At 70.7% G+C, this 24,144-nt stretch carries 26 protein-coding genes; 13 read left to right on the top strand and 13 right to left on the bottom strand.

Annotated elements, in window-relative coordinates; genetic code table 11:
• The 4 genes from ACIRJP_RS15145 to ACIRJP_RS15130 all read right to left on the bottom strand — a co-directional run bounded on the left by ACIRJP_RS15145 (window position 1) and on the right by ACIRJP_RS15130 (window position 4,515).
• Window positions 1-1,725 carry an ABC transporter substrate-binding protein gene (locus tag ACIRJP_RS15145; protein ID WP_404173088.1) on the bottom strand — a complete coding sequence of 575 codons (1,725 nt, stop codon included), beginning with the start codon at window positions 1,723-1,725 and terminating at the stop codon, window positions 1-3.
• A 226-nt stretch (window positions 1,726-1,951) separates the two neighbouring features.
• Window positions 1,952-2,047 carry an Ms4533A family Cys-rich leader peptide gene (locus tag ACIRJP_RS15140; RefSeq protein ID WP_323138501.1) on the bottom strand — a complete coding sequence of 32 codons (96 nt, stop codon included), beginning with the start codon at window positions 2,045-2,047 and terminating at the stop codon, window positions 1,952-1,954.
• Between the two features lie 168 nt (window positions 2,048-2,215).
• Window positions 2,216-3,541 (bottom strand): DUF3152 domain-containing protein, encoded by a 1,326-nt coding sequence (locus ACIRJP_RS15135; protein WP_404173084.1) that lies wholly within the window; start codon window positions 3,539-3,541, stop codon window positions 2,216-2,218.
• 8 nt (window positions 3,542-3,549) lie between these two features.
• The gene (locus tag ACIRJP_RS15130; RefSeq protein WP_404173081.1) at window positions 3,550-4,515 is read right to left on the bottom strand and encodes an alpha/beta fold hydrolase; all 966 of its coding nucleotides are present in this window, start codon (window positions 4,513-4,515) and stop codon (window positions 3,550-3,552) included.
• 109 nt (window positions 4,516-4,624) lie between these two features.
• On the opposite strand from ACIRJP_RS15130, the gene ACIRJP_RS15125 reads away from it, so the two are divergent.
• From ACIRJP_RS15125 to ACIRJP_RS15110, 4 genes are all read left to right on the top strand, one after another.
• The gene (locus ACIRJP_RS15125) at window positions 4,625-4,840 is read left to right on the top strand and encodes a hypothetical protein (RefSeq protein WP_404173078.1); all 216 of its coding nucleotides are present in this window, start codon (window positions 4,625-4,627) and stop codon (window positions 4,838-4,840) included.
• A gap of 168 nt (window positions 4,841-5,008) precedes the next feature.
• Window positions 5,009-5,650 carry a TetR/AcrR family transcriptional regulator gene (locus tag ACIRJP_RS15120; RefSeq protein WP_018105511.1) on the top strand — a complete coding sequence of 214 codons (642 nt, stop codon included), beginning with the start codon at window positions 5,009-5,011 and terminating at the stop codon, window positions 5,648-5,650.
• Window positions 5,651-5,791: 141 nt separating this feature from the next.
• The gene (locus ACIRJP_RS15115) at window positions 5,792-6,019 is read left to right on the top strand and encodes a DUF3107 domain-containing protein (protein ID WP_218105578.1); all 228 of its coding nucleotides are present in this window, start codon (window positions 5,792-5,794) and stop codon (window positions 6,017-6,019) included.
• Between the two features lie 188 nt (window positions 6,020-6,207).
• Window positions 6,208-6,480 carry a hypothetical protein gene (locus ACIRJP_RS15110; RefSeq protein WP_404173074.1) on the top strand — a complete coding sequence of 91 codons (273 nt, stop codon included), beginning with the start codon at window positions 6,208-6,210 and terminating at the stop codon, window positions 6,478-6,480.
• Window positions 6,481-6,515: 35 nt separating this feature from the next.
• Here the strand turns inward: ACIRJP_RS15110 and ACIRJP_RS15105 are convergent, their stop codons facing one another.
• Window positions 6,516-7,250 (bottom strand): ferritin-like fold-containing protein, encoded by a 735-nt coding sequence (locus ACIRJP_RS15105; RefSeq protein WP_266729862.1) that lies wholly within the window; start codon window positions 7,248-7,250, stop codon window positions 6,516-6,518.
• 484 nt (window positions 7,251-7,734) lie between these two features.
• On the opposite strand from ACIRJP_RS15105, the gene ACIRJP_RS15100 reads away from it, so the two are divergent.
• Window positions 7,735-9,606, top strand: coding sequence for a DEAD/DEAH box helicase (locus tag ACIRJP_RS15100; RefSeq protein ID WP_404173071.1), 1,872 nt, complete (start codon window positions 7,735-7,737; stop codon window positions 9,604-9,606).
• Window positions 9,607-9,799: 193 nt separating this feature from the next.
• A complete protein-coding gene (locus ACIRJP_RS15095; RefSeq protein WP_404173068.1) occupies window positions 9,800-10,651 on the top strand; it encodes an alpha/beta fold hydrolase in 852 nt (283 codons plus the stop codon).
• 22 nt (window positions 10,652-10,673) lie between these two features.
• On the opposite strand, the gene ACIRJP_RS15090 is transcribed toward ACIRJP_RS15095, so the two are convergent.
• On the bottom strand, window positions 10,674-11,561 hold the full coding sequence (locus ACIRJP_RS15090; RefSeq protein WP_072483884.1) for an NYN domain-containing protein: 888 nt from the start codon (window positions 11,559-11,561) through the stop codon (window positions 10,674-10,676).
• A gap of 220 nt (window positions 11,562-11,781) precedes the next feature.
• Between ACIRJP_RS15090 and ACIRJP_RS15085 the strand changes: the two genes are divergently transcribed.
• The gene (locus tag ACIRJP_RS15085) at window positions 11,782-11,934 is read left to right on the top strand and encodes a hypothetical protein (protein ID WP_266729866.1); all 153 of its coding nucleotides are present in this window, start codon (window positions 11,782-11,784) and stop codon (window positions 11,932-11,934) included.
• A 76-nt stretch (window positions 11,935-12,010) separates the two neighbouring features.
• Here the strand turns inward: ACIRJP_RS15085 and ACIRJP_RS15080 are convergent, their stop codons facing one another.
• The 3 genes from ACIRJP_RS15080 to ACIRJP_RS15070 all read right to left on the bottom strand — a co-directional run bounded on the left by ACIRJP_RS15080 (window position 12,011) and on the right by ACIRJP_RS15070 (window position 14,360).
• Window positions 12,011-12,616, bottom strand: a complete 606-nt coding sequence (locus ACIRJP_RS15080) for a MarC family protein (protein WP_404173064.1) — start codon at window positions 12,614-12,616, stop codon at window positions 12,011-12,013.
• Between the two features lie 150 nt (window positions 12,617-12,766).
• Window positions 12,767-13,633 (bottom strand): PHP domain-containing protein, encoded by an 867-nt coding sequence (locus tag ACIRJP_RS15075; RefSeq protein ID WP_404173061.1) that lies wholly within the window; start codon window positions 13,631-13,633, stop codon window positions 12,767-12,769.
• 88 nt (window positions 13,634-13,721) lie between these two features.
• The gene (locus ACIRJP_RS15070; RefSeq protein WP_404173058.1) at window positions 13,722-14,360 is read right to left on the bottom strand and encodes a DUF6758 family protein; all 639 of its coding nucleotides are present in this window, start codon (window positions 14,358-14,360) and stop codon (window positions 13,722-13,724) included.
• A 156-nt stretch (window positions 14,361-14,516) separates the two neighbouring features.
• Here ACIRJP_RS15070 and ACIRJP_RS15065 point away from each other — a divergent pair, with 156 nt between their 5' ends.
• The gene (locus ACIRJP_RS15065; protein ID WP_404173055.1) at window positions 14,517-15,749 is read left to right on the top strand and encodes an MFS transporter; all 1,233 of its coding nucleotides are present in this window, start codon (window positions 14,517-14,519) and stop codon (window positions 15,747-15,749) included.
• Between the two features lie 132 nt (window positions 15,750-15,881).
• Here the strand turns inward: ACIRJP_RS15065 and ACIRJP_RS15060 are convergent, their stop codons facing one another.
• Window positions 15,882-16,466: a suppressor of fused domain protein gene (locus ACIRJP_RS15060; RefSeq protein WP_404173052.1), complete on the bottom strand. Its 585-nt coding sequence runs from the start codon at window positions 16,464-16,466 to the stop codon at window positions 15,882-15,884.
• Between the two features lie 417 nt (window positions 16,467-16,883).
• Here ACIRJP_RS15060 and ACIRJP_RS15055 point away from each other — a divergent pair, with 417 nt between their 5' ends.
• Window positions 16,884-17,999 carry a magnesium and cobalt transport protein CorA gene (locus ACIRJP_RS15055; RefSeq protein WP_404173049.1) on the top strand — a complete coding sequence of 372 codons (1,116 nt, stop codon included), beginning with the start codon at window positions 16,884-16,886 and terminating at the stop codon, window positions 17,997-17,999.
• A 35-nt stretch (window positions 18,000-18,034) separates the two neighbouring features.
• On the top strand, window positions 18,035-18,565 hold the full coding sequence (locus ACIRJP_RS15050) for a hypothetical protein (RefSeq protein WP_404173046.1): 531 nt from the start codon (window positions 18,035-18,037) through the stop codon (window positions 18,563-18,565).
• A 201-nt stretch (window positions 18,566-18,766) separates the two neighbouring features.
• Here the strand turns inward: ACIRJP_RS15050 and ACIRJP_RS15045 are convergent, their stop codons facing one another.
• On the bottom strand, window positions 18,767-19,528 hold the full coding sequence (locus ACIRJP_RS15045) for a hypothetical protein (protein ID WP_404173043.1): 762 nt from the start codon (window positions 19,526-19,528) through the stop codon (window positions 18,767-18,769).
• Between the two features lie 203 nt (window positions 19,529-19,731).
• Here ACIRJP_RS15045 and ACIRJP_RS15040 point away from each other — a divergent pair, with 203 nt between their 5' ends.
• Genes ACIRJP_RS15040 through ACIRJP_RS15030 form a run of 3 tightly spaced genes read left to right on the top strand, consistent with a single transcriptional unit; the run spans window position 19,732 to window position 22,732 of the window.
• Window positions 19,732-21,006 (top strand): magnesium transporter MgtE N-terminal domain-containing protein, encoded by a 1,275-nt coding sequence (locus ACIRJP_RS15040; protein WP_404173040.1) that lies wholly within the window; start codon window positions 19,732-19,734, stop codon window positions 21,004-21,006.
• Window positions 20,996-21,553, top strand: a complete 558-nt coding sequence (locus ACIRJP_RS15035) for a DUF1003 domain-containing protein (protein WP_404173037.1) — start codon at window positions 20,996-20,998, stop codon at window positions 21,551-21,553. Before ACIRJP_RS15040 ends, ACIRJP_RS15035 begins: the two co-directional genes overlap by 11 nt.
• A gap of 45 nt (window positions 21,554-21,598) precedes the next feature.
• The gene (locus ACIRJP_RS15030) at window positions 21,599-22,732 is read left to right on the top strand and encodes an Mrp/NBP35 family ATP-binding protein (protein WP_266729876.1); all 1,134 of its coding nucleotides are present in this window, start codon (window positions 21,599-21,601) and stop codon (window positions 22,730-22,732) included.
• A 64-nt stretch (window positions 22,733-22,796) separates the two neighbouring features.
• Here ACIRJP_RS15030 and ACIRJP_RS15025 read toward each other — a convergent pair whose 3' ends face one another.
• Together ACIRJP_RS15025 and ACIRJP_RS15020 are read right to left on the bottom strand one after the other, a co-directional pair.
• Window positions 22,797-23,456: a hypothetical protein gene (locus tag ACIRJP_RS15025; RefSeq protein ID WP_404173034.1), complete on the bottom strand. Its 660-nt coding sequence runs from the start codon at window positions 23,454-23,456 to the stop codon at window positions 22,797-22,799.
• Window positions 23,457-23,576: 120 nt separating this feature from the next.
• Window positions 23,577-24,062: a sec-independent translocase gene (locus ACIRJP_RS15020; RefSeq protein WP_404173431.1), complete on the bottom strand. Its 486-nt coding sequence runs from the start codon at window positions 24,060-24,062 to the stop codon at window positions 23,577-23,579.
• Window positions 24,063-24,144: the final 82 nt, after the last annotated feature.

Here is a 24,144-nt window from a genome sequence, read left to right as displayed (position 1 = left end):
CTACTTGACCGCGACCTGCGAGATGTCGAGCACGCCGGTCCAGTCGCTGATCACGACGTTCTTGACGGCCTCGCCGTACAGGCGCTTGTAGACCGGGTGGAACAGCGGCACGGTCAGCGCCTGCTCACCGACCTTCTCGTCGAGCGCGCCCCAGCGCTTCGCGGCGGCGTCCAGGTCGGTCAGCTTGTTGATCTCGTCGATCTCCTTGTTGACCGCGGGGTCGTTCAGCTGGCCGGAGTTGAAGTTGTAGCCCGACTTGACGATCTGGCGCCCGTCGAAGATCGGCGCGAAGAACGGGCCGCCGGACGGCCAGTCGGCGCCCCAGCCGCCGAGGAAGAAGCCGGGCTCGCTCTTCACGTTGTAGACGGTGTCGGAGTAGTCGTTGGACTCCAGGCCCTGGAGCTTGACGGTGATTCCGGCCTTCTTCAGCGCCTCCTGGAGCGCGGTGGCGATCTCCGGGCTCGTCGCGAAGTCCTTGTCGTTGGAGTGCGTGAGGGTGACGGTCAGCCCCTTGGGGTAGCCGGCCTCCTTCAGCAGTTCCCTGGCCTTGACCGCGTTGCCGTTCTTACCGGCCGGGAAGTGGTCGTACGGCGTGTAGCCGAAGGCCGCCTGGTCGGGCAGGAAGGTGGTGGCGGGCTCGGCGAGCGAGGAGCCGCCGGCCGCGTTGACCACGGAGGAGCGGTCGACGGCGTACGAGATCGCCTGACGCACCTTCGGGTTGTCGAACGGCTTCACCTTCGGGTTGAACGCGATGTAGTTGGTGTAGCCGAAGTGGCCGGTGCCGACGCGGGCGGCGAGCTTCTTGTCGCCGCTGACCTTGGCGAGTTCGGCCGGGCCCAGGTTGGTGTCGGTGGTGACGGCGGCGGCGTCGGCGCCCTGCGAGGCGGACAGGCGCTGGTTGATGACGGCGGAGTCGAGTCCGGAGCGCACGTCGATCTTGTCGGGGTAGGCCTTGCGCTCCTCGTCGGTCGCCGCCGACCAGTGCGGGTTGCGCTCCAGGATCAGGCGCTCGCCGTCGCCCTCGTTCCTGACGACCTTGTACGGGCCCGAGGAGATCGGGTGCTCCTCGTACTTGGTGCCCGTGTCCTTGGCCTTGGGCACCGGGGTCGTCTGGGTCTGCGTGGCCAGGAAGGGGAATTCGCCCTCCGGCTTGTCGAGGTGGAAGACGATCGTCTTCGCGTCGGGCGTCTCGATCGAGTCGAGGCCCTTCTTGTCCTTGTACGGGCCCTGGTAGTCGGCGCCGCCGATCAGCCAGTCGCGCAGGTAGGGCGCGCCGCCGGAGAGCTCGGCGGCGAAGGAGCGCTCGATGCCGTACTTGATGTCGGCACTGGTGATCGCGGTGCCGTCCTCGTACTTCAGGCCGTCCTTGAGGGTGTACGTCCACACGGTGGCGTTCTTGCTGGGCGTGCCCAGGTCGGTCGCGAGGTCGGGGACGACCTTCGCGCCGGCGGCGCCGTTCTCCCGGTTGCGAGTGGTGAGCGTACGGAAGACCAGGGACGGGACGTTGCCGCCGCCGGAGGTGTAGAGCCGCGCGGGGTCGAAGTCATCCTGCGGCTTGCTGTTGAGGACGGTGAGCGTGCCGCCCTTCTGCGGCTTGCCGGTCGCACCGGAGCTGCCGTCGCCGCCCTTGTTGTCCTTGGGTCCGCAGGCCGCGGCACCCGCCGCCACGACGAGTACTGCGGTGGCCGCGGCCACGCGGCGCGATATGACGGACGGTTGACGCATCGGAAGATGACCTCTCGGATGTACTGCCTGGGCAAAACGGGACGTAAGGGTTCCGCGCAGGCGGCAACGAGAGCGAGTGCACACAGCCGGTCGGCGGCTGGAGAAGCCGACCGGTGACAACGAACTGCCGCGCCTGCGGAGGGAATGTGCCGGGCGCGGCGGTCATGCGTGGCGGCCCGGCCCGTTCAGGGCTCGGACGGCGGGCGGACGCGCGCTCGGGCAGGCGTCAGCAACAGTCGATGTCGGCGACACTGTGCCCGGTCACACCGATGAGCGCCAGCTCTATGACTGCGCGATCGGGGAGGACGGGGCCGTGTGACATGCCGAGAAATATGGATCACCGCCCAGGTGATGTCAACGTTAATTGAGACAGCGATCTCACCATGCGGACAGGGTGCGGGCAGGTGTGCGCCGGTTCTGCATACGGCCACGGGGCCGGGCATGCCGAAGGGGCGGGCCCGTCGCACTCGCGGACCCGCCCCTTTCCGGATCAACTGGGCGGATACACCCAGGCGTTGGGACGGCACTTGATCCCGTCGATGTTCAACGACTTGGTCTGCTGCTGCATCACCGGAGCGAGGGCTCCGGCCGTGCCGCAACTCACATGGTTGTGGCCCAGCCGGTGGCCGACCTCATGGTTGATCAGCATCTGGCGGTAGGCGAAGAGTTTGTCCGGACCGAAGGTCGACGACCCCTGTGCCCAGCGGTAGGCGTTGATCATCACGCGCTCGGTCGCCGCGGAGTCGCAACTGACGTTGTCCTGCGTGGTGTCCAGACCGGACTTCTCGCACCACTCGCCGGTGGTCCCGGGGCTGGCCAGGGTGATGACGAAATCGGGATCGCCCCGGGAGATCCGCTCGAACGTCATCGCCCCGTCGTGCGCCCAGCTGCGGTCGTCGTTGAGGGTCTCCTGGACGGCCCTGGCGAAGAGCTCGGCGTCGAGACCGAGGCCCTTCTCCACGTCGATCCGGTACCGGTACTTGTGCCCCCGGCCGGGCGCCTTCGCCTTCCCCGGAACCGTCTCGAACTTCCCGGACGCCGTCAGCTTCGGCGCGAGCGGATAGGCCTTGGCCATCTTCTGCTCGTACGTGAGCGGCTTGACCCGCACCGGCTGCGGGGTCGCCCGGTCGTCCGAGCGGGAGGTGCCGTCGAGGCCGTCCCGGTCGACGCCCGCGGGCTGCGCGGCGCCGGTCCGGCCGCCGTCGTCCTGGGCGACCTGCCCGGCCACGACCACCGCGAGCACGGTGGTCACCGCGGCGGCCGCGATCCCGGTGAAGGTGCGCCCCTTGGAGCCCTTGCCGTCCTTGCTCTCCTTGCCGGCGGGCGGGTCGACGGCGGCGCCGGGCGGCCGCTCGTCCCACTCGCCGACCGAGGCGTACGGATCGGCGGGGCGGGCCGGCGGGACGGAGGGCCCTCGCGGTGCGGGCGGCGCGTCGAACGCTTCGACGAACTCGCGCCGCGGTCCCGGTATCAGCGGCCGGGTGCCGGTCTGCGGCTGCTGCCGGGGCGTCGCCTGCGGCTGGGCCGAAGCCTGCTGCCCCACGGTCCGGGGGTCCTCGGCCCGGAGGCGGGGCTGGGGCCCGGTCCCCCAGCCGCCGCCGGGTTCGCGCTGCTCGGGATGGCCGCCGCGGACGTGCCCGGCCTGCTGGGACGGGGCGTGCCCGTCGGATCCGGACGGTGCGTCGGCGGCCCTGCGTCGCCGGCCGGTGCCGGGGCCCGGCGGCTGGACGGCCTCGCGGTCGCCGCCTGCGTCCGCGGGGGCGGCCTCGCTGTCGGACCCCGGGGGTTTGGGGCCCTTTCGACTATGTCGTCCCACGCCCCGGATCAGCTCCCGCCGCGTTCGTCGAGCAGTTCCCGGAAGGCCTGGGCGACCACCTCCGGGTACTCCATCATCGCCACGTGCCCCGCGTCGGGCAGCGTCAGCAGCCGTGAATCGCGGAAGGCCGCGGCCGCCCTGCGCGCCATCCGGTACGAGACCAGCTGGTCCCGTCCGCCGTACACGAGCTGGGTCGGTGCGAGCACCCGCTCGGCCTGGCGCCACAGTCCGTGCTGCCCGCCGAGCGTGTACGCATCGACAATGCCACGTGCCGAGCGCGCCATCGCGTCCCAGAAGTACGGCAGCTCCATGCGGCGCTCCATTTCGGCCACCGCTGCACGGAAGCCCGCCTCGGAGACCCGCCCCGGATCGCCGTAACAGAGCGCCATCACGCCACGGGTGCGGTCCTCCGCGGACCACTCCCTGGTCAGCCGGGCGAACAGGCCGACAACACCGGGCACCGCGAGCAGCCCCGTCGGCACGGCGGACCGCTGCACCCGGATCTCGGGAAGCGCGGGCGAGATGAGCGTGAGGGTGCGCACCAGGTCGGGACGGACCGCGGCGACCCGGGTGGCCACGGCACCGCCGAGCGAATTGCCGAACAGATGGACCGGCCCGCGCTCCCCGGCGTCGAGGAACCGGATCACGGCGCGGGCGTGCCCGGTGACCGAGTAATTCCCGTCGTCCGGCGGCGGGGAGTCGCCGAAGCCGGGCAGGTCGACGGCCTCCCCGTCCACCACGTCCTGGAGCAGCGGCATCAGCGCCGACCAGTTCTGCGAGGAGCCGCCGAGCCCGTGCACGTAGAGCGCGGGCGGCAGTCCGGCCCGCTGCGGAGGCCGGGACCGGACGGTCAGCGTCAGCCCGGGGAGCGCGACGGAGCGCAGTTCCTCCCCCTCGGCGACCTCGACGGTGCCCACCGCGGGGGACGCCGCGGCGACGACGGCACGGACGCCCGGCAGCTCGGTCGAAGACATGCGGCAATGTTACGAGACGATCACACCCCGATTCATGTGTTCGCGGTCACAGACCGCGTAGCGGCCCGCCGGGGTAGCTCCTACGCTCGAAGCAAGGAAGGGAGTCACCATGACGGTCGACCCCAGCGACCCGGAGACCTTCGAGGACATCCAGCCGGACGAACCGGACCAGGAGACACCCCGGGCCGACGCCGCCGAGCAGCGGGCCGATCTCCAGCAGCGGCGCGACGAACCGCTCACGGAGATCGACCGGGACAGTGCGAACGAGGCGGATGCGGCGGAGCAGGCCCGCGTCATCGCACAGGATGAGGACGAATACCGCTGATACAACCTGATTTGTCCCGGTGGCCGAGGAATCTGTGGCTACCGCAGCCGTCCGGTCCATGAAATTCTGCGTCCGCGCCGCGCGTACCCGGGTTACCCAAAAGTACGATGGCTGTACGGCGCAGCGTGCACGGAAAAGCTGTGTCCGATCACAAATTTGGGAGGCGGCGTGACAGCCATCGAGCAGACCGAGGCGGCGCGCCCGCGAGGCACTCGCCTGCCTCGCCGCGCCCGACGCAATCAGCTGCTGGGCGCCGCGCAGGAAGTCTTCGTGGCACAGGGCTACCACTCCGCCGCGATGGACGACATCGCCGAGCGGGCCGGGGTCAGCAAGCCGGTGCTCTACCAGCACTTCCCGGGCAAGCTGGAGCTCTATCTGGCCCTTCTCGACCAGCACTGCGAATCGCTTCTCCAGGCGGTCCGTACGGCACTGGCGTCGACCACCGACAACAAGCTGAGGGTCGCCGCGACGATGGACGCGTACTTCGCGTACGTCGAGGACGAGGGCGGCGCCTTCCGGCTCGTCTTCGAGTCCGACCTGACCAACGAGCCGGCGGTGCGCGAGCGCGTCGACCGGGTCTCGCTGCAGTGCGCGGAGGCGATCTCCGACGTCATCGCCGGTGACACCGGGCTGTCCAAGGACGAATCGATGCTGCTCGCGGTCGGCCTGGGCGGTGTCTCCCAGGTGGTGGCCCGTTACTGGCTCTCCAGCCGGTCGGCCATTCCACGCGACACCGCGGTCCAGCTGCTCACGTCGCTGGCCTGGCGGGGCATCGCGGGCTTCCCGCTGCACGGCATCGATCAGCACTGACGCGGGCCGCCCGGCGCGGCCACGCCCGTGTTCGCTGCGGGCGTTGCCCTCCGGCCACTGGCGGCCCCCCTCAGCGGGCTAATGTGTGCTGGGTACGGCGCGGCTCACCGCGCATGGACTGACCGTCGGAGGGACATAGCCGTGGAGGTCAAGATCGGGGTGCAGCACACGCCCCGGGAGATCGTTCTGGAGAGCGGGCTTTCCGCCGAAGAGGTCGAGAGCACGGTCGCCGAGGCGCTCACCGGTAAGGCGCAGCTGCTCAGCCTCACGGACGAGAAGGGCCGCAAGGTCCTGGTGCCGGCCGACCGGATCGCTTACGTGGAGATCGGCGAGCCCAGCACGCGGCGCGTGGGGTTCGGCGCGCTGTAGTCCAGCACGCTCTCAGCAGTGACCGTGGCGGCGGCCCGGTGGGACTTCCCACCGGGCCGCCGCCCGTTCCCGCCGGTGCCGGTGTTCTCCGTGTGAAGCCTGTGCCCAGGAGGGTTGCGTTCCGCAGCCCACGGGTAGGACCGCTAACGACCGATTTACCCGCCCCGCAACTCGCGAGGTGATCATCTGTGATCCTGGAACCGCTCGGCTCCGCAGTGCTCGGACTCGCCCTCGCCTGGCTGGCGCTCCGCTTCCTGCCGGACCGGCTCCCGTCCCGCCGTGCCGTCCTCACCACCGGCGCCCTGGGAGCCCTGTTCGGCTCGTATCTCATGCACTCGGTGCTGGGTCCGGGCCATGTCGTGGCCACGCTGGTCGGCTCGGCGCTGGTCGGGGCCGTGACACTCTCGCTGCTGATCAGGCCGCGGAGCAGCCGCCGGCTGAGTCGATCAGCGGCGGTCTGACGGCCGGCCCGGCGGGCCGGCCCCCGATGATCCGGTTACGCGGCCAGTCCCAGCGCCGCCATCCGCTTGGTGTGCGCCTCGGTGATCCGCGAGAACATCCGGCCGACCTCTGCCAGGTCGAAGCCGTCCGCCACGCCGCCGACGAGCATCGTGGACAGCGCGTCGCGGTCGGCCACCACCCGCTGCGCCTGGGAGAGCGCCTCGCCCATCAGGCGGCGCGCCCAGAGCGCGAGCCGGCCACCGACGCGCGGGTCCGCTTCGATCGCGGCACGCACCTTCTCGACGGCGAAGTTCCCGTGCCCTGTGTCGTCGAGCACGGCGAGGACGAGGGAGCGGGTGTCCGAGTCGAGACGGACCGCGACCTCCCGGTAGAAGTCACTGGCGATCGAGTCGCCGACGTACGCCTTCACCAGACCCTCCAGCCAGTCCGACGGCGCGGTCTGGCGGTGGAAGTCGTCGAGCGCCTTGGCGAAGGGTTCCATCGCGCCGGTCGGCTCCACGTCGATCGCGGTCAGCCGGTCGGTGAGCCGCTCGAAGTGATGGAATTCGGCGGAGGCCATCTTTGCCAGCTCCGCCTTGTCGGCCAGCGTCGGCGCGAGTTTGGCGTCCTCGGCGAGCCGCTCGAAGGCCGCCAGCTCCCCGTAGGCGAGTGCTCCCAGCAGGTCCACGACCGCTGCCCGGTACTGCGGCTCCGCGGACGCGGTGGCCCAGTCCTGGGCGGCGATTCCGGTGGGTTCGGAGGTTTCAGTGGCGTTGTCAGGCGTCTCCATGAAGCGCAGAATAGCCCGCCCGGCGGGGTACGGAAGGGCCTGGCCGGCCAGTGACATCACACCGTTCCAATGAATTCGCCCAACACACGTGCGCGAATCCGGGGTACAGTGGTATTGCGTCTACTGAGTATTTTGGATGTACCGGTGGCGTGAAAATGGTGAAAACGAATGAGGATGCCCGGTCGGTGGCCCGATCGGCTCCGACCCGACAGCCCTCCACGCGGGGCGTACGACACGTACGACCGCAGATGAGGGGCCCCCTCAGCGGCACGAGCGCTCGAGCGACGGCAGTGGTCCCGCGCCACCCGGCCCATCCACGGCCGGATGACCAACCCCGGCACGGTACGACCCCCAGCGTTCGCCTCGGGCCGCGTCTCACAGAAGAGGCAGCACCCTGACTACGTTTCGTGAACTCGGGATTCTTCCCGAGACGGCCGAGGCCCTTGAGGCCGTCGGCATTGTGTCCCCGTTCCCCATCCAGGAGATGACGCTCCCCGTCGCGCTCTCCGGCTCCGACGTCATCGGCCAGGCCAAGACCGGCACGGGCAAGACCCTCGGTTTCGGTCTGCCGCTGCTGGAGCGCGTCACCGTCCCCGCGGACGTCGAGGCCGGCCGGGCCGCGCCCGAGGAGCTGACCGAGGCGCCGCAGGCGCTGGTCGTCGTCCCCACCCGTGAGCTCTGCCAGCAGGTGACCAACGACCTGCTGACCGCCGGCAAGGTGCGCAACGTCCGCGTCCTCGCGATCTACGGCGGCCGCGCGTACGAGCCGCAGGTCGAGGCCCTGAAGAAGGGCGTAGACGTGATCGTCGGCACCCCGGGCCGCCTGCTCGACCTGGCCGGGCAGCGCAAGCTCGACCTCTCGCACGTCCGGGCGCTGGTGCTCGACGAGGCCGACGAGATGCTCGACCTGGGCTTCCTGCCCGATGTCGAGAAGATCATCACGATGCTTCCGGCGAAGCGCCAGACGATGCTGTTCTCGGCGACCATGCCGGGGGCCGTCATCGGTCTCGCGCGTCGCTACATGTCGCAGCCGACGCACATCCGCGCCACCTCGCCCGACGACGAGGGCGCGACCGTCGCGAACATCTCGCAGCACGTCTTCCGGGCCCACTCGATGGACAAGCCGGAGATGGTCTCCCGCATCCTGCAGGCCAACGGCCGCGGGCTCGCGATGATCTTCTGCCGCACCAAGCGCACGGCGGCCGACATCGCCGAGCAGCTGGAGAAGCGCGGCTTCGCGTCCGGCGCGGTCCACGGCGACCTCGGCCAGGGCGCCCGCGAGCAGGCGCTGCGCGCGTTCCGCAACGGCAAGGTGGACGTGCTCGTCTGCACCGACGTCGCGGCGCGCGGTATCGATGTCGAGGGTGTGACCCACGTCATCAACTACCAGTCGCCGGAGGACGAGAAGACCTACCTGCACCGCATCGGCCGGACCGGCCGCGCGGGCGCCAAGGGCATCGCGATCACGCTGGTCGACTGGGACGACATCCCGCGCTGGCAGCTGATCAACAAGGCGCTCGACCTCAAGTTCAACGACCCGGTCGAGACCTACTCCACCTCGCCGCACCTCTTCGAGGAGCTCGACATCCCGTCCGGCACCAAGGGTGTCCTGCCGCGCGCCGAGCGGACCCGGGCGGGTCTGCGGGCCGAGGAGATCGAGGACCTCGGCGAGACGGGCGGCCGCGGCCGCAAGACCGTCGCGGCTTCGGCACCCGCCGTCCGCGAGGAGCGCGCACCGCGCACGCCGCGTCAGCGACGTCGCACCCGGGGCGGCTCCGCCGCGTCCGACGCGGCGTCCACCGCCGCGGTGCCGGCCCCGGCCGCCGAGGCCGGCGACGCCCCGGCCGAGCCGCGTACGCCGCGCCGCCGTCGCCGTACCCGGGTCGGTGCCGCGGAGGCCGCTGCCGAGGCCGTGGTGAGCACGGTGGAGGCCGTGGTCGAGGTCGTGGTGGAGCCGAAGGCCGCCAAGGCCGCCAAGGCTGCCAAGGCCGCCCCGGTCGAGGCCGAGCCCGTGGCCGAGACCAAGCCGCGCCGCCGCCGCGCCCGCGTGGTCAAGCCGGCCGAGGACGAGGTCGACTTCCAGATCGCCCCGATCTCCGAGCCGGTGACCGAGACGAAGACGGTGACCAAGCCGCGTCGCCGCCCCCGTGTCGTCAAGCCGGCCGAGGACGAGGTCGACTTCCAGATCGCCCCGATCTCCGAGCCGGTGACCGAGACCAAGCCGCGCCGCCGCACCCGTGCGGCCGCCAAGCCGAAGACGGAGACCGTGGCCGAGGCCCCGGCCGCCGAGGAGGGCGAGGCGAAGCCGCGCAGGCGCCGGGCGCCGCGCGCGGCCGCCGCCAAGACCGAAGGCTGAGCAGCAGCCGACCGACGCCGGACGGGCCCGAGGACATCCTCGGGCCCGTCCGGCGTTCGCGCACCTGCGCACTGCCCCGGGCCGGGCCACGGCTCAGGGCCTGTCCGGCGGATCAGAGCCGGGGGCGCGGCGTCTGGTGCGGCACCCCGCCCCGTCCGGCCCTGACGCGCCGGACAGGCCCTACCCTCGTCCCATGAGCCGGCCGCACACCTTCACCCCGCCCCCCTGCGCCCACGCCCACCAGTTGCGCACCCCGCGCGGCGACTTCGCCGTGCTGGACGCCTCGCCGCCGGGTGCCGTGCGCGGCACCGCCCTCCTGGTGCCCGGATACATGGGCAGCAAGGAGGACTTCATGGCGCTCCTGGAACCGCTCTCGTCCACCGGGTACCGGATCGTCGCCGTGGACGGCCGCGGCCAGTACGAGAGCGACGGGACGGACCGTCAGGAGGATTACGCGCAGGGTGAGTTGGCCCGCGATGTGCTCGCGCAGGCCACCGCGCTCGGCAGCGGGGGCGCGGGCACCGTGCATCTGCTGGGGCACTCGCTCGGCGGGCAGATCGCCCGCGCCACCGTGCTGCTCGACGCCTCGCCGTTCCGTTCGCTGACGCTCATGTCGTCGGGGCCCGCCGAGGTCGTCGAGGCCCAGCAGCTCAAGGTGAAGGTGCTCAGCGACGCGCTCGCGACGCTCAGCATGGCCCGGGTGTGGGACGCGATGCGCGCCCTCGACCCGCCGGAGGAGGCGGCGACGGCGAACGGCGAGGCGCTGCGCCGGCGCTGGCTGCGCCACCGGCCCGCCCAGCTGATCGCCACCGGCCGCCAGCTGGTGACCGAGCCGGACCGGGTGGCAGAACTCGCCGCCCTGCCGCTGCCGGTCCATGTGCTCTCCGGCGAGCGCGACGACACCTGGCCGGTGCCGCTGCTCGACGAGATGGCGCGGCGGCTGGGCGCGCACCGCACCCTGATCATGGGGGCCGAGCACTCCCCGAACACGGACCGCCCGGAGCAGACGGCGGCCGCGCTCGCCTCGTTCTGGGACAGCCTGTAGGCGGGGCGGGGCCGCGGGCGGCTCAGTACTGCGACTGGAGGTGCTGCCAGAAGCCGTCGCGCAGCGCCCGCCGCAGATGTGCGTGGCCGCGCAGCGAGTGCTGGAGCAGCCGCTCGGCCTCGACCAGCAGGTCCTGGTCGACGGAGCCCGGCAGGTACGGGTGTCCGGGCAACAGGTCGGCGAGGGACTCGCGGCCCCGGGCGGCCAGCCAGGCCGCGGCGATCTGCGCGCCGACGAAGCGGACGTCCTCGCGCGCGGGTGCGGGGGTGTCGTCCTCGTAAGTGGTGACAGGGCGCCTGGTGACGTACGGTCGGCAGAAGTCCAGGTCGAAGGTGCGCTGGCTGTCGACCTCCCAGAGCAGCGGCTCGGCCTGGTTGCGCCCCTCCCCCGCCTCGATGCCCCACAGGTGCACCCGGGCCCCGTATCCCTGCGCCGCCTCCACTGCGGAGACCAGGTCCTCGTCGCCGCCGACCAGGGCCGCGTCGCTGATGGCGCGGTGCCGGGCGAGCGATTCGAGGTCGGTGCGGATGAGTGAGTCGACGCCCTTCTGCTGGTTGTTGGCGTTGAGGTTGCCGAGCCGGACCTTGACGTCGGGGAGTTCGGCGATGGACTGCTGCTCGGCGGTGTGGATGCGCCGCCTGGCCCCGTCGTACCAGTACACGCGCAGCAGCCTGCTGTCCGCGAAGATCGTGCGGGCCTTGTCGATGAAGGCCTCGATGAGTCCTTCCGCGTCGAGGTCGAAGGAGCGGCGGTCCTCGGTGCCGGTGACGAGCAGTCCGGCCGCGGCGTACACATAGCCCGCGTCCACGAAGATCGCGTGGGTCGAGGGGGTCTTCGACACCTCGGCGAGCATGCGCTGGAGCAGCTCGTTGGTGCGGTCCAGGCGCTCGCGGATCTCTGCCTCGTTCATTCGGGCCTCGTCGTGGACCTTGTCGCCCGGGCGTGCTCGATGACCTGCTGATACTTAGACATCCAAAAAATTTCCTTAGCGTAGGGAATGTTTGCAGGCAGCAAGCCGTTGTACATCTCGTGGAGCGCAGGACAGTGGTGTCCGGTGCTCTCATCCTTGCGGACGGGACACCGTCCTCCCAGTAGTTCTCCAGCAGGAGGATCAGACGAAGGGAAGCCTTATGCGCTTCGAGATCATGCGACTCGACGATGTCGACGGTACCGCCGTGGACAGCACCGTCGTGGACGCCGCCTCCGTCAACCGGATCGTGCAGCAGGCCGCAGCCGTGGGCCAGCGCATCTATATCCGCCCGGCCGAAACCTCGGCTTCGTAACGCACGACGACGCACAAAGACGTGGCGCCCCCGTACGGAAGGTCCGTACGGGGGCGCTGTGGCGTCCGGGGAGCCGTCAGGCGTTCTGGATGACCTGGGTGACGCCGTTGATGATCTGCTGGACGGCGATGGCGGAGAGCATCATTCCGGCGAGCCTGGTCACCAGCACGACGCCGCCGTCCTTGATGACCCGGATGATCAGCAGCGAGTAACGCATGGTCAGCCAGAGCACGATGTGCATGACGATGATCGCCGACCAGACCGAGATCTGGCTGCCCACGCTGTCGGCGTGCTGCACCGCCAGGATCACCGACACGATCGCGCCGGGCCCGGCGAGCAGCGGCATGCCCAGCGGTACGAGCGCCACGTTGACGTCCTTGGTCTGCGTCGGCTCGTCGGTCTTGCCGGTGAGCAGATCGAGTGCGATCAGCAGCAGGAGCAGTCCGCCCGCGATCATCAGTGCGGGTACGGAGACATGCAGGTAGTCGAGGATCTGCTGGCCGAGCACACCGAAGACGGCGATCACGCCGAAGGCGACGGCGACCGCCTGCAGCGCCATCCTGCGCTGCATCCTGGCGGGGCGGCCCGCGGTGAGAGCGAGGAAGATCGGGGTGATCCCGGGGGGATCCATAATCACAAAAAGCGTGAGAAAAAGGGATCCGAAGACAGCGACGTCGAACACAGTGAGCCTTGCGAGAGAGAAACGGCCTGAAGGAGCGCACCCCGAAGCCATGACGGCGGCCCGACGGCCGGGTGCGTGGAAGTGGAACGTGAAGGTGGAGAGACGGCGGTACGCGTACGGGTCCGTGTTCCGGCCCCGACGCGTGCGTCGTTACGCGGGGCCCCGACCTCCGGCGCCCGGCACCGGGAAGGCTCCCGTGGCGCGCCGGGTGATCTCGCCGTAGATCTCCGGGTCGGTGGTGTACTCACCGAGCCCGACGGTCTTGCGACTGCCGTGGTAGTCGCTGGACCCCGTCGTCAGCAGCCCCAGATCGGCGGCGAGCCCGCGCAGCCTGGCCCGGGTCGGCTCGTCGTGGTCCATGTGGTCGACCTCGATGCCGTCGAGCCCCGCGGCGGCGAGGCGCGCGATCGAGGACTCGGACAACACTTCGCCGCGCTTGACGGCGGCCGGGTGCGCGAAGACGGTGACGCCTCCGGCGGCCTTGACCAGCCGTACCGCGTCGAAGGGGTCGAGTTCGTGCTTCTCGGCGTAGGCGCGTCCGCCGTCGGCGAGCCATTCGGGCGTGAAGGCTTCGGAGACGGCCCCGACGACGCCGAGTTCGACGAGCGCGGTGGCGATGTGCGGCCGGCCGACCGATCCGTCCCCGGCGATCCTGGCGACCTGCTCCCACTCGACGGGCACGCCGAGTTCCTGGAGCTTGCGCACCATGGTGCGGGCGCGCGGCACCCGGTCGTCCCGTACGAGCTCGCGTTCGCGGGCGAACTCGGGCTCGTCGGGGTCGAAGAGGTAGGCCAGCATGTGCAGACCCACGCCGTCGATCCGGCAGGAGAGCTCGGCGCCGGTGACGAGGGTGAGCCCCTCGGGAAGAGCGGCGGCCGCGGCGGCGTGACCGCGCACGGTGTCGTGGTCGGTGAGCGCGACGACGTCCAGGCCCGCGGCGGCGGCGTTCGCCACCAGCTCCGCGGGGGTGTCCGTGCCGTCCGATGCGGTGGAGTGGGTGTGCAGGTCGATGCGCACGACGTGTACTCCAGTGCTCGGGGCCGGACAAGGGGACGTTCCAGGATAACCGCCCTTCGTCCGCCGCCCGACCCCTCTTCGGAGCCCCTCAGCCGAGCAGACGCGGGGTGAGCGCCCCGCAGGGTACGAGCTCCATCTCGCCCCCGGCCTCGCGCAGATCGGCGAGCACCAGCTCGTCGTACATCAGGAGCCCCGACTGCTCGGGCCAGACGATCGCCCAGAGCCAGAGCCCGCGCGCCTCGCCCGCGAAGACCGCCCGGTCCGCGGGGGCGCCCCTGACGTGCCACAGCGGGGTGGGGCGTCCGGCGGTGAGCATCTTGACGTCCGGCGGGCCGCCGACGTCCAGATGCGGGCCGGGGTCGGGACCGTCGATCCCCGCGTAGCGCGCACCCAGCCCGACGCCCAGGTCCTCGGTGACGAGCAGCAGTTCACCGATGCCGCCGACGGGACCGGGGCCGGAGCAGGCGACGGCGGTGGCCCGGCCGCCGCTGCGGTCGTCGCCCGCGCTCGCCACCCCGGTGAACAGCCAGCCCACCGGGAGCGGCCAGGGCATCCACACCGGGACCTCGGCCCGGCGCACCACCGCTCCCAGCGCTTCGACGCTGGGCGGGACGACCGGCTGGAGCGGTTGCACACTGCCGTGCACGGCACACTGCCAGGTGTCGGCGAACAGACCGGGCGCCCTGACCCGGCCTCCGCACTTCGGGCAACTGGCTTCGCCCCTCATAGCGACCAACGGTCCTCCACGACAGTCGCCGCGTCAAGGAAGATCACCCGTCCGCAGTGCGGCTTCACCTGCAGAAATAGATGTAACTTGCACTTATTAGCTTCCCTAACTTATTCTGTGCACATCGCAACTATCTAGCGGAGAGCGAGAAGACACATGCAGGGAGAGGATCCGTTCGATCAGGGCGCGGGCAGCATCCTGCGCCAGCCGAAGGCCGTCTGGGCCACGGCGGGCGCCTCTGTCGTCGCGTTCATGGGAATCGGCCTGGTGGACCCGATTCTGCCGTCCATCGCCAAGGGCCTGGAGGCGACGCCGAGCCAGGTGTCGCTGCTCTTCACCTCGTACTTCCTGATCACCGCCGTGGCGATGCTCGTCACCGGCTTCGTGTCGAGCCGGATCGGCGGCCGCAAGACGCTGCTGGCCGGCCTCGCGCTCGTCGTCGTCTTCGCCGCGCTCTCCGGCACCTCGTCGTCCGTCGGCGAGCTCGTCGGCTTCCGGGCCGGCTGGGGGCTGGGCAACGCGCTCTTCGTGTCGACCGCGCTGGCCGTGATCGTCGGCGCCGCGGCCGGCGGCAGCTCGGCGGCGATCCTGCTCTACGAGTCGGCGCTCGGCCTCGGCATGGCCTGCGGGCCGCTGGTCGGCGCCCTGCTCGGCGACGCCAGCTGGCGCTACCCGTTCTTCGGCACGGCCGCACTGATGGCCATCGGCTTCATCTGCATCACGGCGTTCCTGAAGGAGCAGCCCAGGCCGGCCAGGAAGACCTCACTGCTCGACCCGATCAAGGCGCTCGGCCACGGCGGGCTGGCCTCGGTGGCGACCTCGGCGTTCTTCTACAACTACTCGTTCTTCACGATCCTGGCGTTCACCCCGTTCGTGCTGAACATGACGCCGTACAAGTCGGGCGCGGTGTTCTTCGCCTGGGGCCTGCTGCTCGCGGTCTTCTCGGTGCTGGTCGCCCCGCGGCTCCAGGAGCGCTTCGGCTCGCTGAAGGTGCTCGGCGCCTCGCTGGTGCTGCTCGCCGCCGACCTCCTGGTCCTGGGCTACGGCAACCACACCACCGCCATCGTCTGCACGATCGTCTCCGGCGCCTTCATCGGCATGAACAACACCGTCTACACGGAGCTGGCGCTCGGCGTCTCCGACGCCCCGCGCCCGGTGGCGAGCGCCGGCTACAACTTCGTCCGCTGGTTCGCCGCGGCCGCCGCCCCGTACCTCGCGCCGAAGATCGAGGAGTGGAGCAACATCCACATCCCGTTCGTGGTCGCCGCGGTCACGGCCGTGGTCGGTGCGGTCGTCGTCTGGATCCGGCGGTCGGCGCTGACCCACGAAGCGGCCGAGCTGGAGCCGGTCCACGCGGCCGAGGACGGCGTCACGGTCTTCGCCGACTGACCTGCCCCACCCCCGCACCGCCCCGCCCGCGGCTCCCCCTCCTGGCCGCGCGGCGGGGCTTTCCCGTGCTTGCGGCGGCGCGGACCGGTCCAGGGGTCCCGTGCCTCCGGCGGCGCGGACCGGTCCAGCGGATCAGTCCAGGGCCACGGAGCCGCGCAGCGGATCGCGCAGATCCGTGCCGTTGGAGAGCCACCGCTCCTGGAGCTCCTGCGCACCCCTGACCCGCTTCCACGCGGCCTCGTTGTGCGTCATCGGCAGCAGCGGCAGGAACTGCACCGGATCCATCGGCTCGTCCAGCTCCAGGTCCTCCACCAGGCCGCCGGGTTCCGCGACCAGCACCGAGCTGAACGGCGCCCCGGGCCACAACGGTTCGCCGACCTCCAGCGAGGCACCCGGCGCCACGATCAAGCCCTCGACCTGCGGGGAGGCGGCGAGCACGGCGAGCGGTCGCAGCACCTTGTCGGTGTCGGCGAGCCCGGCGCGCACGGAGAGGACCAGTTCGGCGCGCGGTCCCTTCACCGGGTCCGCCAGGACCGCGGTCGGATCGGCCATCGGCTGCGCGGACATGCCGAGCGTGGCGTAGCGCACCACATCGCCGTCGACGAAGCGGAGCACCTCGATCCGGTCCGTACCGAGGAACGTCACCGCCGCGCGCGCGTCCGGTTCACCGAGGGCCGTCCGCAGCCGGGCCTCGACCAGAGCAAGAATTTCTCCCATCCCGCGAGCATAGGACGCGTATGGAACGGGCAAAGTAAGGGATTGGCCGTCAGTCGGCTGATAGTCTTGGCCGCTGGTCGGGGCAGCACGCAGAAGCGTCGCTCTCAGCCCCGACGACACGTCATCCCCCAAGGGGGACCGGCTGAAGGAGGTGGGGCTGCAATGGATCGAAGTCGATCGTGCAGTACCAACCGCTCTTCCGCCCTCCACCTCTCTCGGTGATCTGAAGCCTCCCGAGCCTCCCGGCCGAGGCCCATGGCTTTGCGCACGACGGAAGAGCACTCCTTTCCTTGCCTGTCTGTAGCGAACGCCGTCATCGTGCCGCCGCGGTGCCGCCCGCTTTGCGGACGTGAGCACACGTCCCCATTCCGGGCTGTTCCACGTGCCCGACGACGGCCCTCCGTGAAGGAGCCAGCCATGTCGATGATCCGTGACCTGCGTGCCGTCGTGCGCCCCTCCCTGCGCAAGAGCACCGCACTGCACAACGCCTACGACACCACCCGTGACCCGTCCGCCTCCAGCGCGGTCGTCGACTGCGCGGTCTACCGCGACGGCCGGCGCCTGGAGAGCGGCACCTGCCGCACTCCGCACGAGGCGATGCTCCAGGTGCGGGAGGAGGGCGGTTTCGCCTGGATCGGCCTGCACGAGCCGACCGAGGAGGAATTCGCCGGTATCGCCCGGGAGTTCGGGCTGCACCCGCTGGCCGTCGAGGACGCCGTCCACGCCCATCAGCGGCCGAAGCTGGAGCGGTACGACGACACGCTCTTCACCGTCTTCAAGACCATCCACTACGTCGAGCACACCGAACTCACCGCCACCAGCGAGGTGGTCGAGACCGGCGAGGTGATGTGCTTCACCGGCCGGGACTTCGTCATCACCGTGCGGCACGGCGGCCACGGCTCGCTGCGCGCGCTGCGGCACCGGCTGCAGGACGACCCCGAGCTGCTCGCCAAGGGCCCGTCCGCGGTGCTGCACTCCATCGCCGACCATGTCGTCGACGGCTACATCGCGGTGGCCGGTGCCGTCCAGGACGACATCGACGAGGTGGAGATCGAGGTCTTCTCCACCCCGGCGAAGGGCAGCTCGCGCGGCTCGGAGGCGGTCCGGATCTACCAACTGAAGCGTGAGGTCCTGGAGTTCAAGCGGGCCGTGTCGCCGCTGCTGCGGCCGATGCAGCTGCTGAGCGAGCGGCCCATGCGGCTGGTCGATCCCGATATCCAGAAGTACTTCCGTGACGTCGCCGACCACCTGGCGCGGGTGCACGAGGAGGTCGTCGGCTTCGACGAGCTGCTGAACTCGATCCTCCAGGCCAACCTGGCGCAGGCGACCGTCGCGCAGAACGAGGACATGCGCAAGATCACGTCCTGGGCGGCCATCGTCGCCGTACCGACGATGATCTGCGGCGTCTACGGCATGAACTTCAAGCACATGCCCGAGCTGGGCTGGCGGTACGGCTACCCGATGGTGCTGGGCGTCATCGGGGTGGTCTGCTTCTCCATCCACCGCACGCTCAAGCGCAACGGCTGGCTCTGAGCCCGGCCCTTGTGCGCCTCCCATAGAGTTCGGGCATGACTGCTGCTGCACCTGACGTGCCACTGGGCCGGGCCCTCGTCGAGGAGGCCACCAAGAAGTCGGGGCTGATCTGGGTACGGGGCACCGGCCCCGCACGGGCGCTGTGGCACGTGTGGCACGAGGGCGCGGCGCACCTGGTCGGGGACGGCCCCGGCGAGCAGCCGCTGCCGGACGGGCTCGCCGACGGGTCCGCCGCCGAGGTGACCGTGCGCAGCAAGGACAAGGGCGGCCGGCTGGTCGCCTGGACGGCCGCCGTGACGGAGCTGGCCCCGCACTCCGAGGAGTGGGAGGCCGCGGTCGCCGAGCTCAAGGGCAAGCGGCTGAACGCACCGGACGCCGAGCAGATGACGCAGCGGTGGGCGCGCGAGTGCCGGGTGCTGCGGCTGACGCCCGGTGAGTTCCGTACCGAGCTGCCGGACGGCTCACTGGCCGCGGCGCCGCTGCCGACGTCCGCGACCACTCGACGGCCGGTGCCCGCGGGGCTGCCTCGGCTGCTCAGGTCGTCCGGCAGCAGGCAGCGCGGATGAAGGAGCGGGGCTCGGGCGCGTGCATCTCAAGGCGGAGGATCGAGGCAACGCGGAGCGTTGGTGATTGACGACAACGCCGCGAGGTGCGTGCCCCAGCCCCGCGACGCCGCGAGGTCTGCTGCCGGACGCTCCGGGCAGGGGCGCGGGAAGAAGGGCTGACCCTCCGCCCAACGGCGCGGGTCCCAGCGGCCCGGTCCGCGCTCAGGACGAGGTCTTGGGCAGCTGCTTCCCGTAGTCGACCGTGTCCACCTGCGGCGGGGCCTGGAGGGCGAAGTCCTTGCCCCAGTCCGACAGGGTGACGGTGCCCCCGCCACCGCCGCGCGCGAAGCGCAGCGGATAGGCCTTGCCCTCCAGGGACACGTCGAGCGTGCCGCCCTCGCCCTTGCCGCCCATGATCTGGACCGTCCGGGTCGCGCCGACCTTCTCGCGGTCCCCCTTGTTGAGGGTGCCGTGCAGCGTGAGCATGCCGTCGAGCAGGGTCTTCTTGTCCGTGAAGCCGCGCAGCTGCTTGTACGTCGGGTCGTCCTCGGGCACCTTCACGTACTTGTTCTGGAGCTTGTCCGCGGCGGCGCCGCCCGCGGCGCTGTCGGTGCCGGACTCCTCCTCGTGGTTCCAGAACCCGGAGTCCGCTTTCAGATAGAGCTCGTCACCGATCCGCAGCAGTTCGAAGGTGCTGTCCTTCGAGACGACGGAGCCGGTGCCGCCCTTCTCCTTGAGCTGCATGTTGAGCTTGTACGTGCCGCCCTTGCTGACCAGCGTCCCGGAGAGGCGCACCGCGTCGGCGGAGTCCGCCGCTCCCTGCGCCTTCTTCTCGATCTCCGTGGCGCTCAGCTTGCCGACGCCGTTGGTCCCCTGGTCCGGATCCTCGCCGCACGCCGTGAGGGCGGTGGCCAGCCCCGCACAGAGCAGAGCGGCGAGAGCGGTCCGGCGTCGGGCCCGGACGGGCGGAACGGAAGAGGTCACGGGCGCACTGCCTCTCATCTGCATCGCGGGGGTGACAGACGGCAGCGTACCTGTGCCGTACACGCCTTCCGGCAGGGAGCCGTACGGGCGGCTCCACCGGGGCAACCCGGAGCGGTACGGGCTAGCCTGATCCCGTCATAACGGTTGATTGACTGCCAAACGGACCGGTCGGCGAAGTCGTACACGGAAGAAGGAGGCGCACCATGGCGGCAGGCGCCCCCCGGGTGTTCGTCTCCCACCTCGCCGGTATCCCGGTCTTCGACCCCAATGGCGACCAGGTGGGCCGTGTCCGCGATCTGGTCGCGATGCTCCGGGTCGGCGGCAGGCCGCCCCGGCTGCTCGGGCTCGTCGTCGAAGTGCTCAGCCGCCGCCGGATCTTCCTCCCGATGACCCGGGTCACCGGGATCGAGTCCGGCCAGGTCATCACCACCGGCGTGGTCAACATGCGGCGCTTCGAACAGCGGCCCACCGAACGCCTGGTGCTCGGTGAGTTCCTGGACCGGCGGGTCCGCCTGGTGGAGACCGGCGAGGAGGTCACCGTCCTCGACGTCTCCATCCAGCAGCTCCCGGCCCGCCGCGACTGGGAGATCGACAAGTACTTCGTGCGCAAGGGCAAGGGCGGGGCGCTGCGCCGCAAGGGCGAGACCCTGACGGTCGAGTGGTCGGCGGTCAGCGGGTTCTCGCTGGAGGAGGTCGGGCAGGGCGCCGAGACCCTGGTCGCCACGTTCGAGCGGCTGCGCCCGACGGACGTGGCCAACGCGCTGCACCATCTGTCGCCGAAGCGGCGGGCCGAGGTCGCCGCCGCGCTCGACGACGACCGGCTCGCCGACGTCCTGGAGGAGCTGCCCGAGGACGACCAGGTGGAGATCATCGGCAAGCTCCAGGAAGAACGCGCCGCCGACGTCCTGGAGGCGATGGACCCGGACGACGCGGCCGACCTGCTGTCCGAGCTGCCCGAGGAGGACAAGGAGCGGCTGCTGACGCTGATGCGGCCGGACGACGCGGCCGATGTGCGGCGCCTGATGTCGTACGAGGAGCGGACCGCGGGCGGGCTGATGACCACCGAGCCGATCATCCTTCGGCCGGACGCGACGGTGGCCGACGCGCTCGCCCGGGTCCGGCAGGCGGACCTGTCCCCGGCGCTCGCCGCCCAGGTGTACGTGTGCCGATCGCCCGACGAGACGCCGACCGGCAAGTACCTGGGCACCGTCCACTTCCAGCGGCTGCTGCGGGATCCGCCGTACGCCCTGGTCAGCTCGATCGTCGACAGCGATCTCGTCCCCCTCGCCCCGGACACCCCGCTGCCGGCCGTGACGAGCTATCTGGCCGCGTACAACCTGGTCTCGGTGCCCGTCGTGGACGAGAGCGGGTCGCTGCTCGGCGCGGTGACGGTCGACGACGTCCTCGACCACCTGCTGCCCGAGGACTGGCGGGAGACGGATTTCCACGGCGCGGAGGGGGTGGCCGATGGCCGCTGAGGACCGTTCGAAGGCCTCGCCGGTGGGGGCCTCGGGCATCGTGCGCCCGCCCCGTTCCCGGCTGGACCAGCCGAAGGACCCGCGGCGCCGGATGCTGCCCGACTACGACCCCGAGGCGTTCGGCCGGTTCTCCGAGCGGATCGCCCGCTTCCTGGGCACCGGGCGGTTCATCGTCTGGATGACGCTGGTCATCATCGTCTGGGTGGTCTGGAACGTCTTCGCGCCCCAGCAGTGGCGGTTCGACCAGTACCCGTTCATCTTCCTGACCCTGATGCTGTCGCTCCAGGCCTCGTACGCGGCGCCGCTGATCCTGCTCGCGCAGAACCGGCAGGACGACCGCGACCGGGTCACCCACGAGCAGGACCGCAAGCAGAACGAGCGCTCCATCGCGGACACCGAGTACCTCACCCGGGAGATCGCGTCGCTGCGGATGGGGCTCGGCGAGGTCGCCACCCGCGACTGGATCCGCTCCGAACTGGAGGACCTCGTGAAGGACCTGGACGACCGGCAGGCCCTCTCCCCGGCCGAGAGTGACGAAGACCGCTGACGGGGGCTACTCACGCGTAGCGGCAGGCGCCGTAACATCGTCCGTATGGCTACGGAAGACGCGGTGCTTGAAGCACTGGCGACAGTGAACGACCCGGAGATCCACCGCCCGATCACCGAGCTCGGCATGGTGAAATCGGTCGAGATCGATGCTGACGGTGCGGTCGCTGTCACGGTCTATCTCACGGTCTCAGGCTGCCCCATGCGCGAGACGATCACCAAGAACGTGACGGACGCGGTCGCCCGCGTCGAGGGCGTCTCGCGGGTCGACGTCACGCTCGACGTGATGAGCGACGAACAGCGCAAGGAGCTCGCGTCCTCGCTGCGCGGCGGCACGGCGGAGCGCGAGGTGCCGTTCGCCAAGCCCGGCTCGCTGACCCGGGTCTACGCGGTCGCGTCCGGCAAGGGCGGCGTCGGCAAGTCGTCGGTGACGGTGAACCTGGCGGCGGCGATGGCGGCCGACGGCCTCAAGGTCGGCGTCGTGGACGCGGACATCTACGGGCACAGCGTGCCGCGGATGCTCGGCGCGGACGGCAAGCCGACCCAGGTCGAGAACATGATCATGCCGCCGTCCTCGCACGGCGTGAAGGTCATCTCCATCGGGATGTTCACCCCGGGCAACGCCCCGGTGGTGTGGCGGGGACCGATGCTGCACCGCGCGCTCCAGCAGTTCCTCGCCGACGTGTACTGGGGCGACCTCGACGTCCTGCTGCTCGACCTGCCGCCGGGCACCGGCGACATCGCGATCTCGGTGGCGCAGCTCGTGCCGAACGCCGAGATCCTGGTCGTCACGACCCCGCAGCAGGCGGCGGCCGAGGTCGCCGAGCGGGCCGGCTCGATCGCCGTGCAGACCCACCAGAAGATCGTCGGTGTCGTCGAGAACATGTCGGGAATGCCGTGCCCGCACTGCGACGAGATGGTCGACGTGTTCGGTACCGGCGGTGGCGCGAAGGTCGCCGAGGGCCTGACGAAGACGGTCGGCGCGGAGGTGCCGGTGCTCGGCTCCATCCCGATCGACGTACGGCTGCGCGAGGGCGGCGACGAGGGCAAGCCGGTCGTCCTGTCCGATCCCGACTCCCCGGCCGGCAAGGCGCTGCGCACCATCGCGGACAAGCTGGGCGGCCGTCAGCGCGGACTGTCGGGTATGTCGCTGGGCATCACCCCGCGCAACAAGTTCTGAAAACGGCGAGCGGTGACCGGCCCCTGGGCCGGTCACCGCTCCGTGTTCCGCGTACGTTCCCGTGCTACGCGTACGCCGTGATGTCGCCGATCACCGAGAAGCCCAGCCCGTACGCGCTCATCCCACGCCCGTACGCGCCGATGTGCACCCCGCCGGGCGCCGATCCCGCCAGCACCCAGCCGAACTCGGACTCGCGGTAGTGGAACGGGACGGGGACCCCGTCCACCGGCAGTGACAGCACCGACCAAGCGGGGCCGTCCAGGTCGTCGGCGAGTTCGAACGCCGTCTCCGTCTGCTGGGCCAGCCAGTCGTCGCGCAGCGCGTGGTCCATCTGCGGCGGCCAGGTACAGGCGAGCAGGCCGGACCCGGCCAGCCAGGCCGCGGAGGACACCGTGGTCGCGTCCAGCACCCCCGTGCCGTCGCCGCTGCTCCGCACCGGGCTGCTGGCCATCGACACCACGACGGCGAACCGTTGCTTCTCGGCACCGCCGTCGGCCCGGACCGACGGCTCGTCACCATGACCGATGGAACCGTGCTGCACCGTGCCGTCCGCCGCGGTGCCCACCTGCGTCAGCCGGCGCGGGCCGGTGAAGGCCTCGTCCAGTCCGTACCAGGGGAACGTGGCCGCCAGAAAGCCGTCGACAGTACGCCGGGCCGCCGGCATCCCCTCTGCCGTGCCTGTGCTCGGCACGTCTTCCGCGCCCACCCGACTTGTCGTCTCCATCTGCCCGGCCGCCTCCTCGATCCGTTGGGTCCGGAGCGGCCCGCCCCCCAACGGGCGTACTCACAACCGGACAGATGGAGAATAGCCATACCCTCCGGACGGGCCGGGATTGGCGGGGGGTCAGGTGGCGTCGGCGTCGAACGGCGGCCTGTCGTCCTTGGCGAGCTGGTCACGCTTCTTGAGCAGGTCCGGAGCACCGGCGGAACCATTGGCGGCGGTGATCGCGGCGCCGCTCGACACGCTGCTCCGGGTGTCCTCGGACTCCGTTTCCTTGCTCTCCCGGCCGTTCACCGCGTCGGTGACCTCGGCCAGATCCTTGCGGAGGTCGAAGCTCTCGCGGATCTCCTTCAGCCCCAGGTCGTCCTTGCCGTCCATGAGCTGCTTGCGGACGAACGTCTTGGGGTTGAGATCCTCGAACTCGAAGTCCTTGAACTCCGGGCCGAGCTCCGTACGGATGTCCTCCTTGGCGCTCTCCGAGAACTCCCGGATCTTGCGGATGAAGCGCGAGGCGTCCTGGATAACCTTCGGCAGCTTGTCCGGGCCGAAGATCAGCACGCCCAGAACCGCGAGCGTCACCAGCTCGAGTGCGCCTATGTCATTGAACACCCTGTTGCCCTTCGTGTTCTCCGAGACCATGTCGGTCGAGGTCCGGACCCGGCCCACGGTACCCGTCGGAACTGTCCGCGCG

The organism is Streptomyces sp. NPDC102437, assembly GCF_044765565.1.
Lineage (GTDB): Bacteria > Actinomycetota > Actinomycetes > Streptomycetales > Streptomycetaceae > Streptomyces.
Note: the sequence above shows the minus strand (reverse complement) of the source record. Positions and strands in the feature narration are given on the sequence as shown.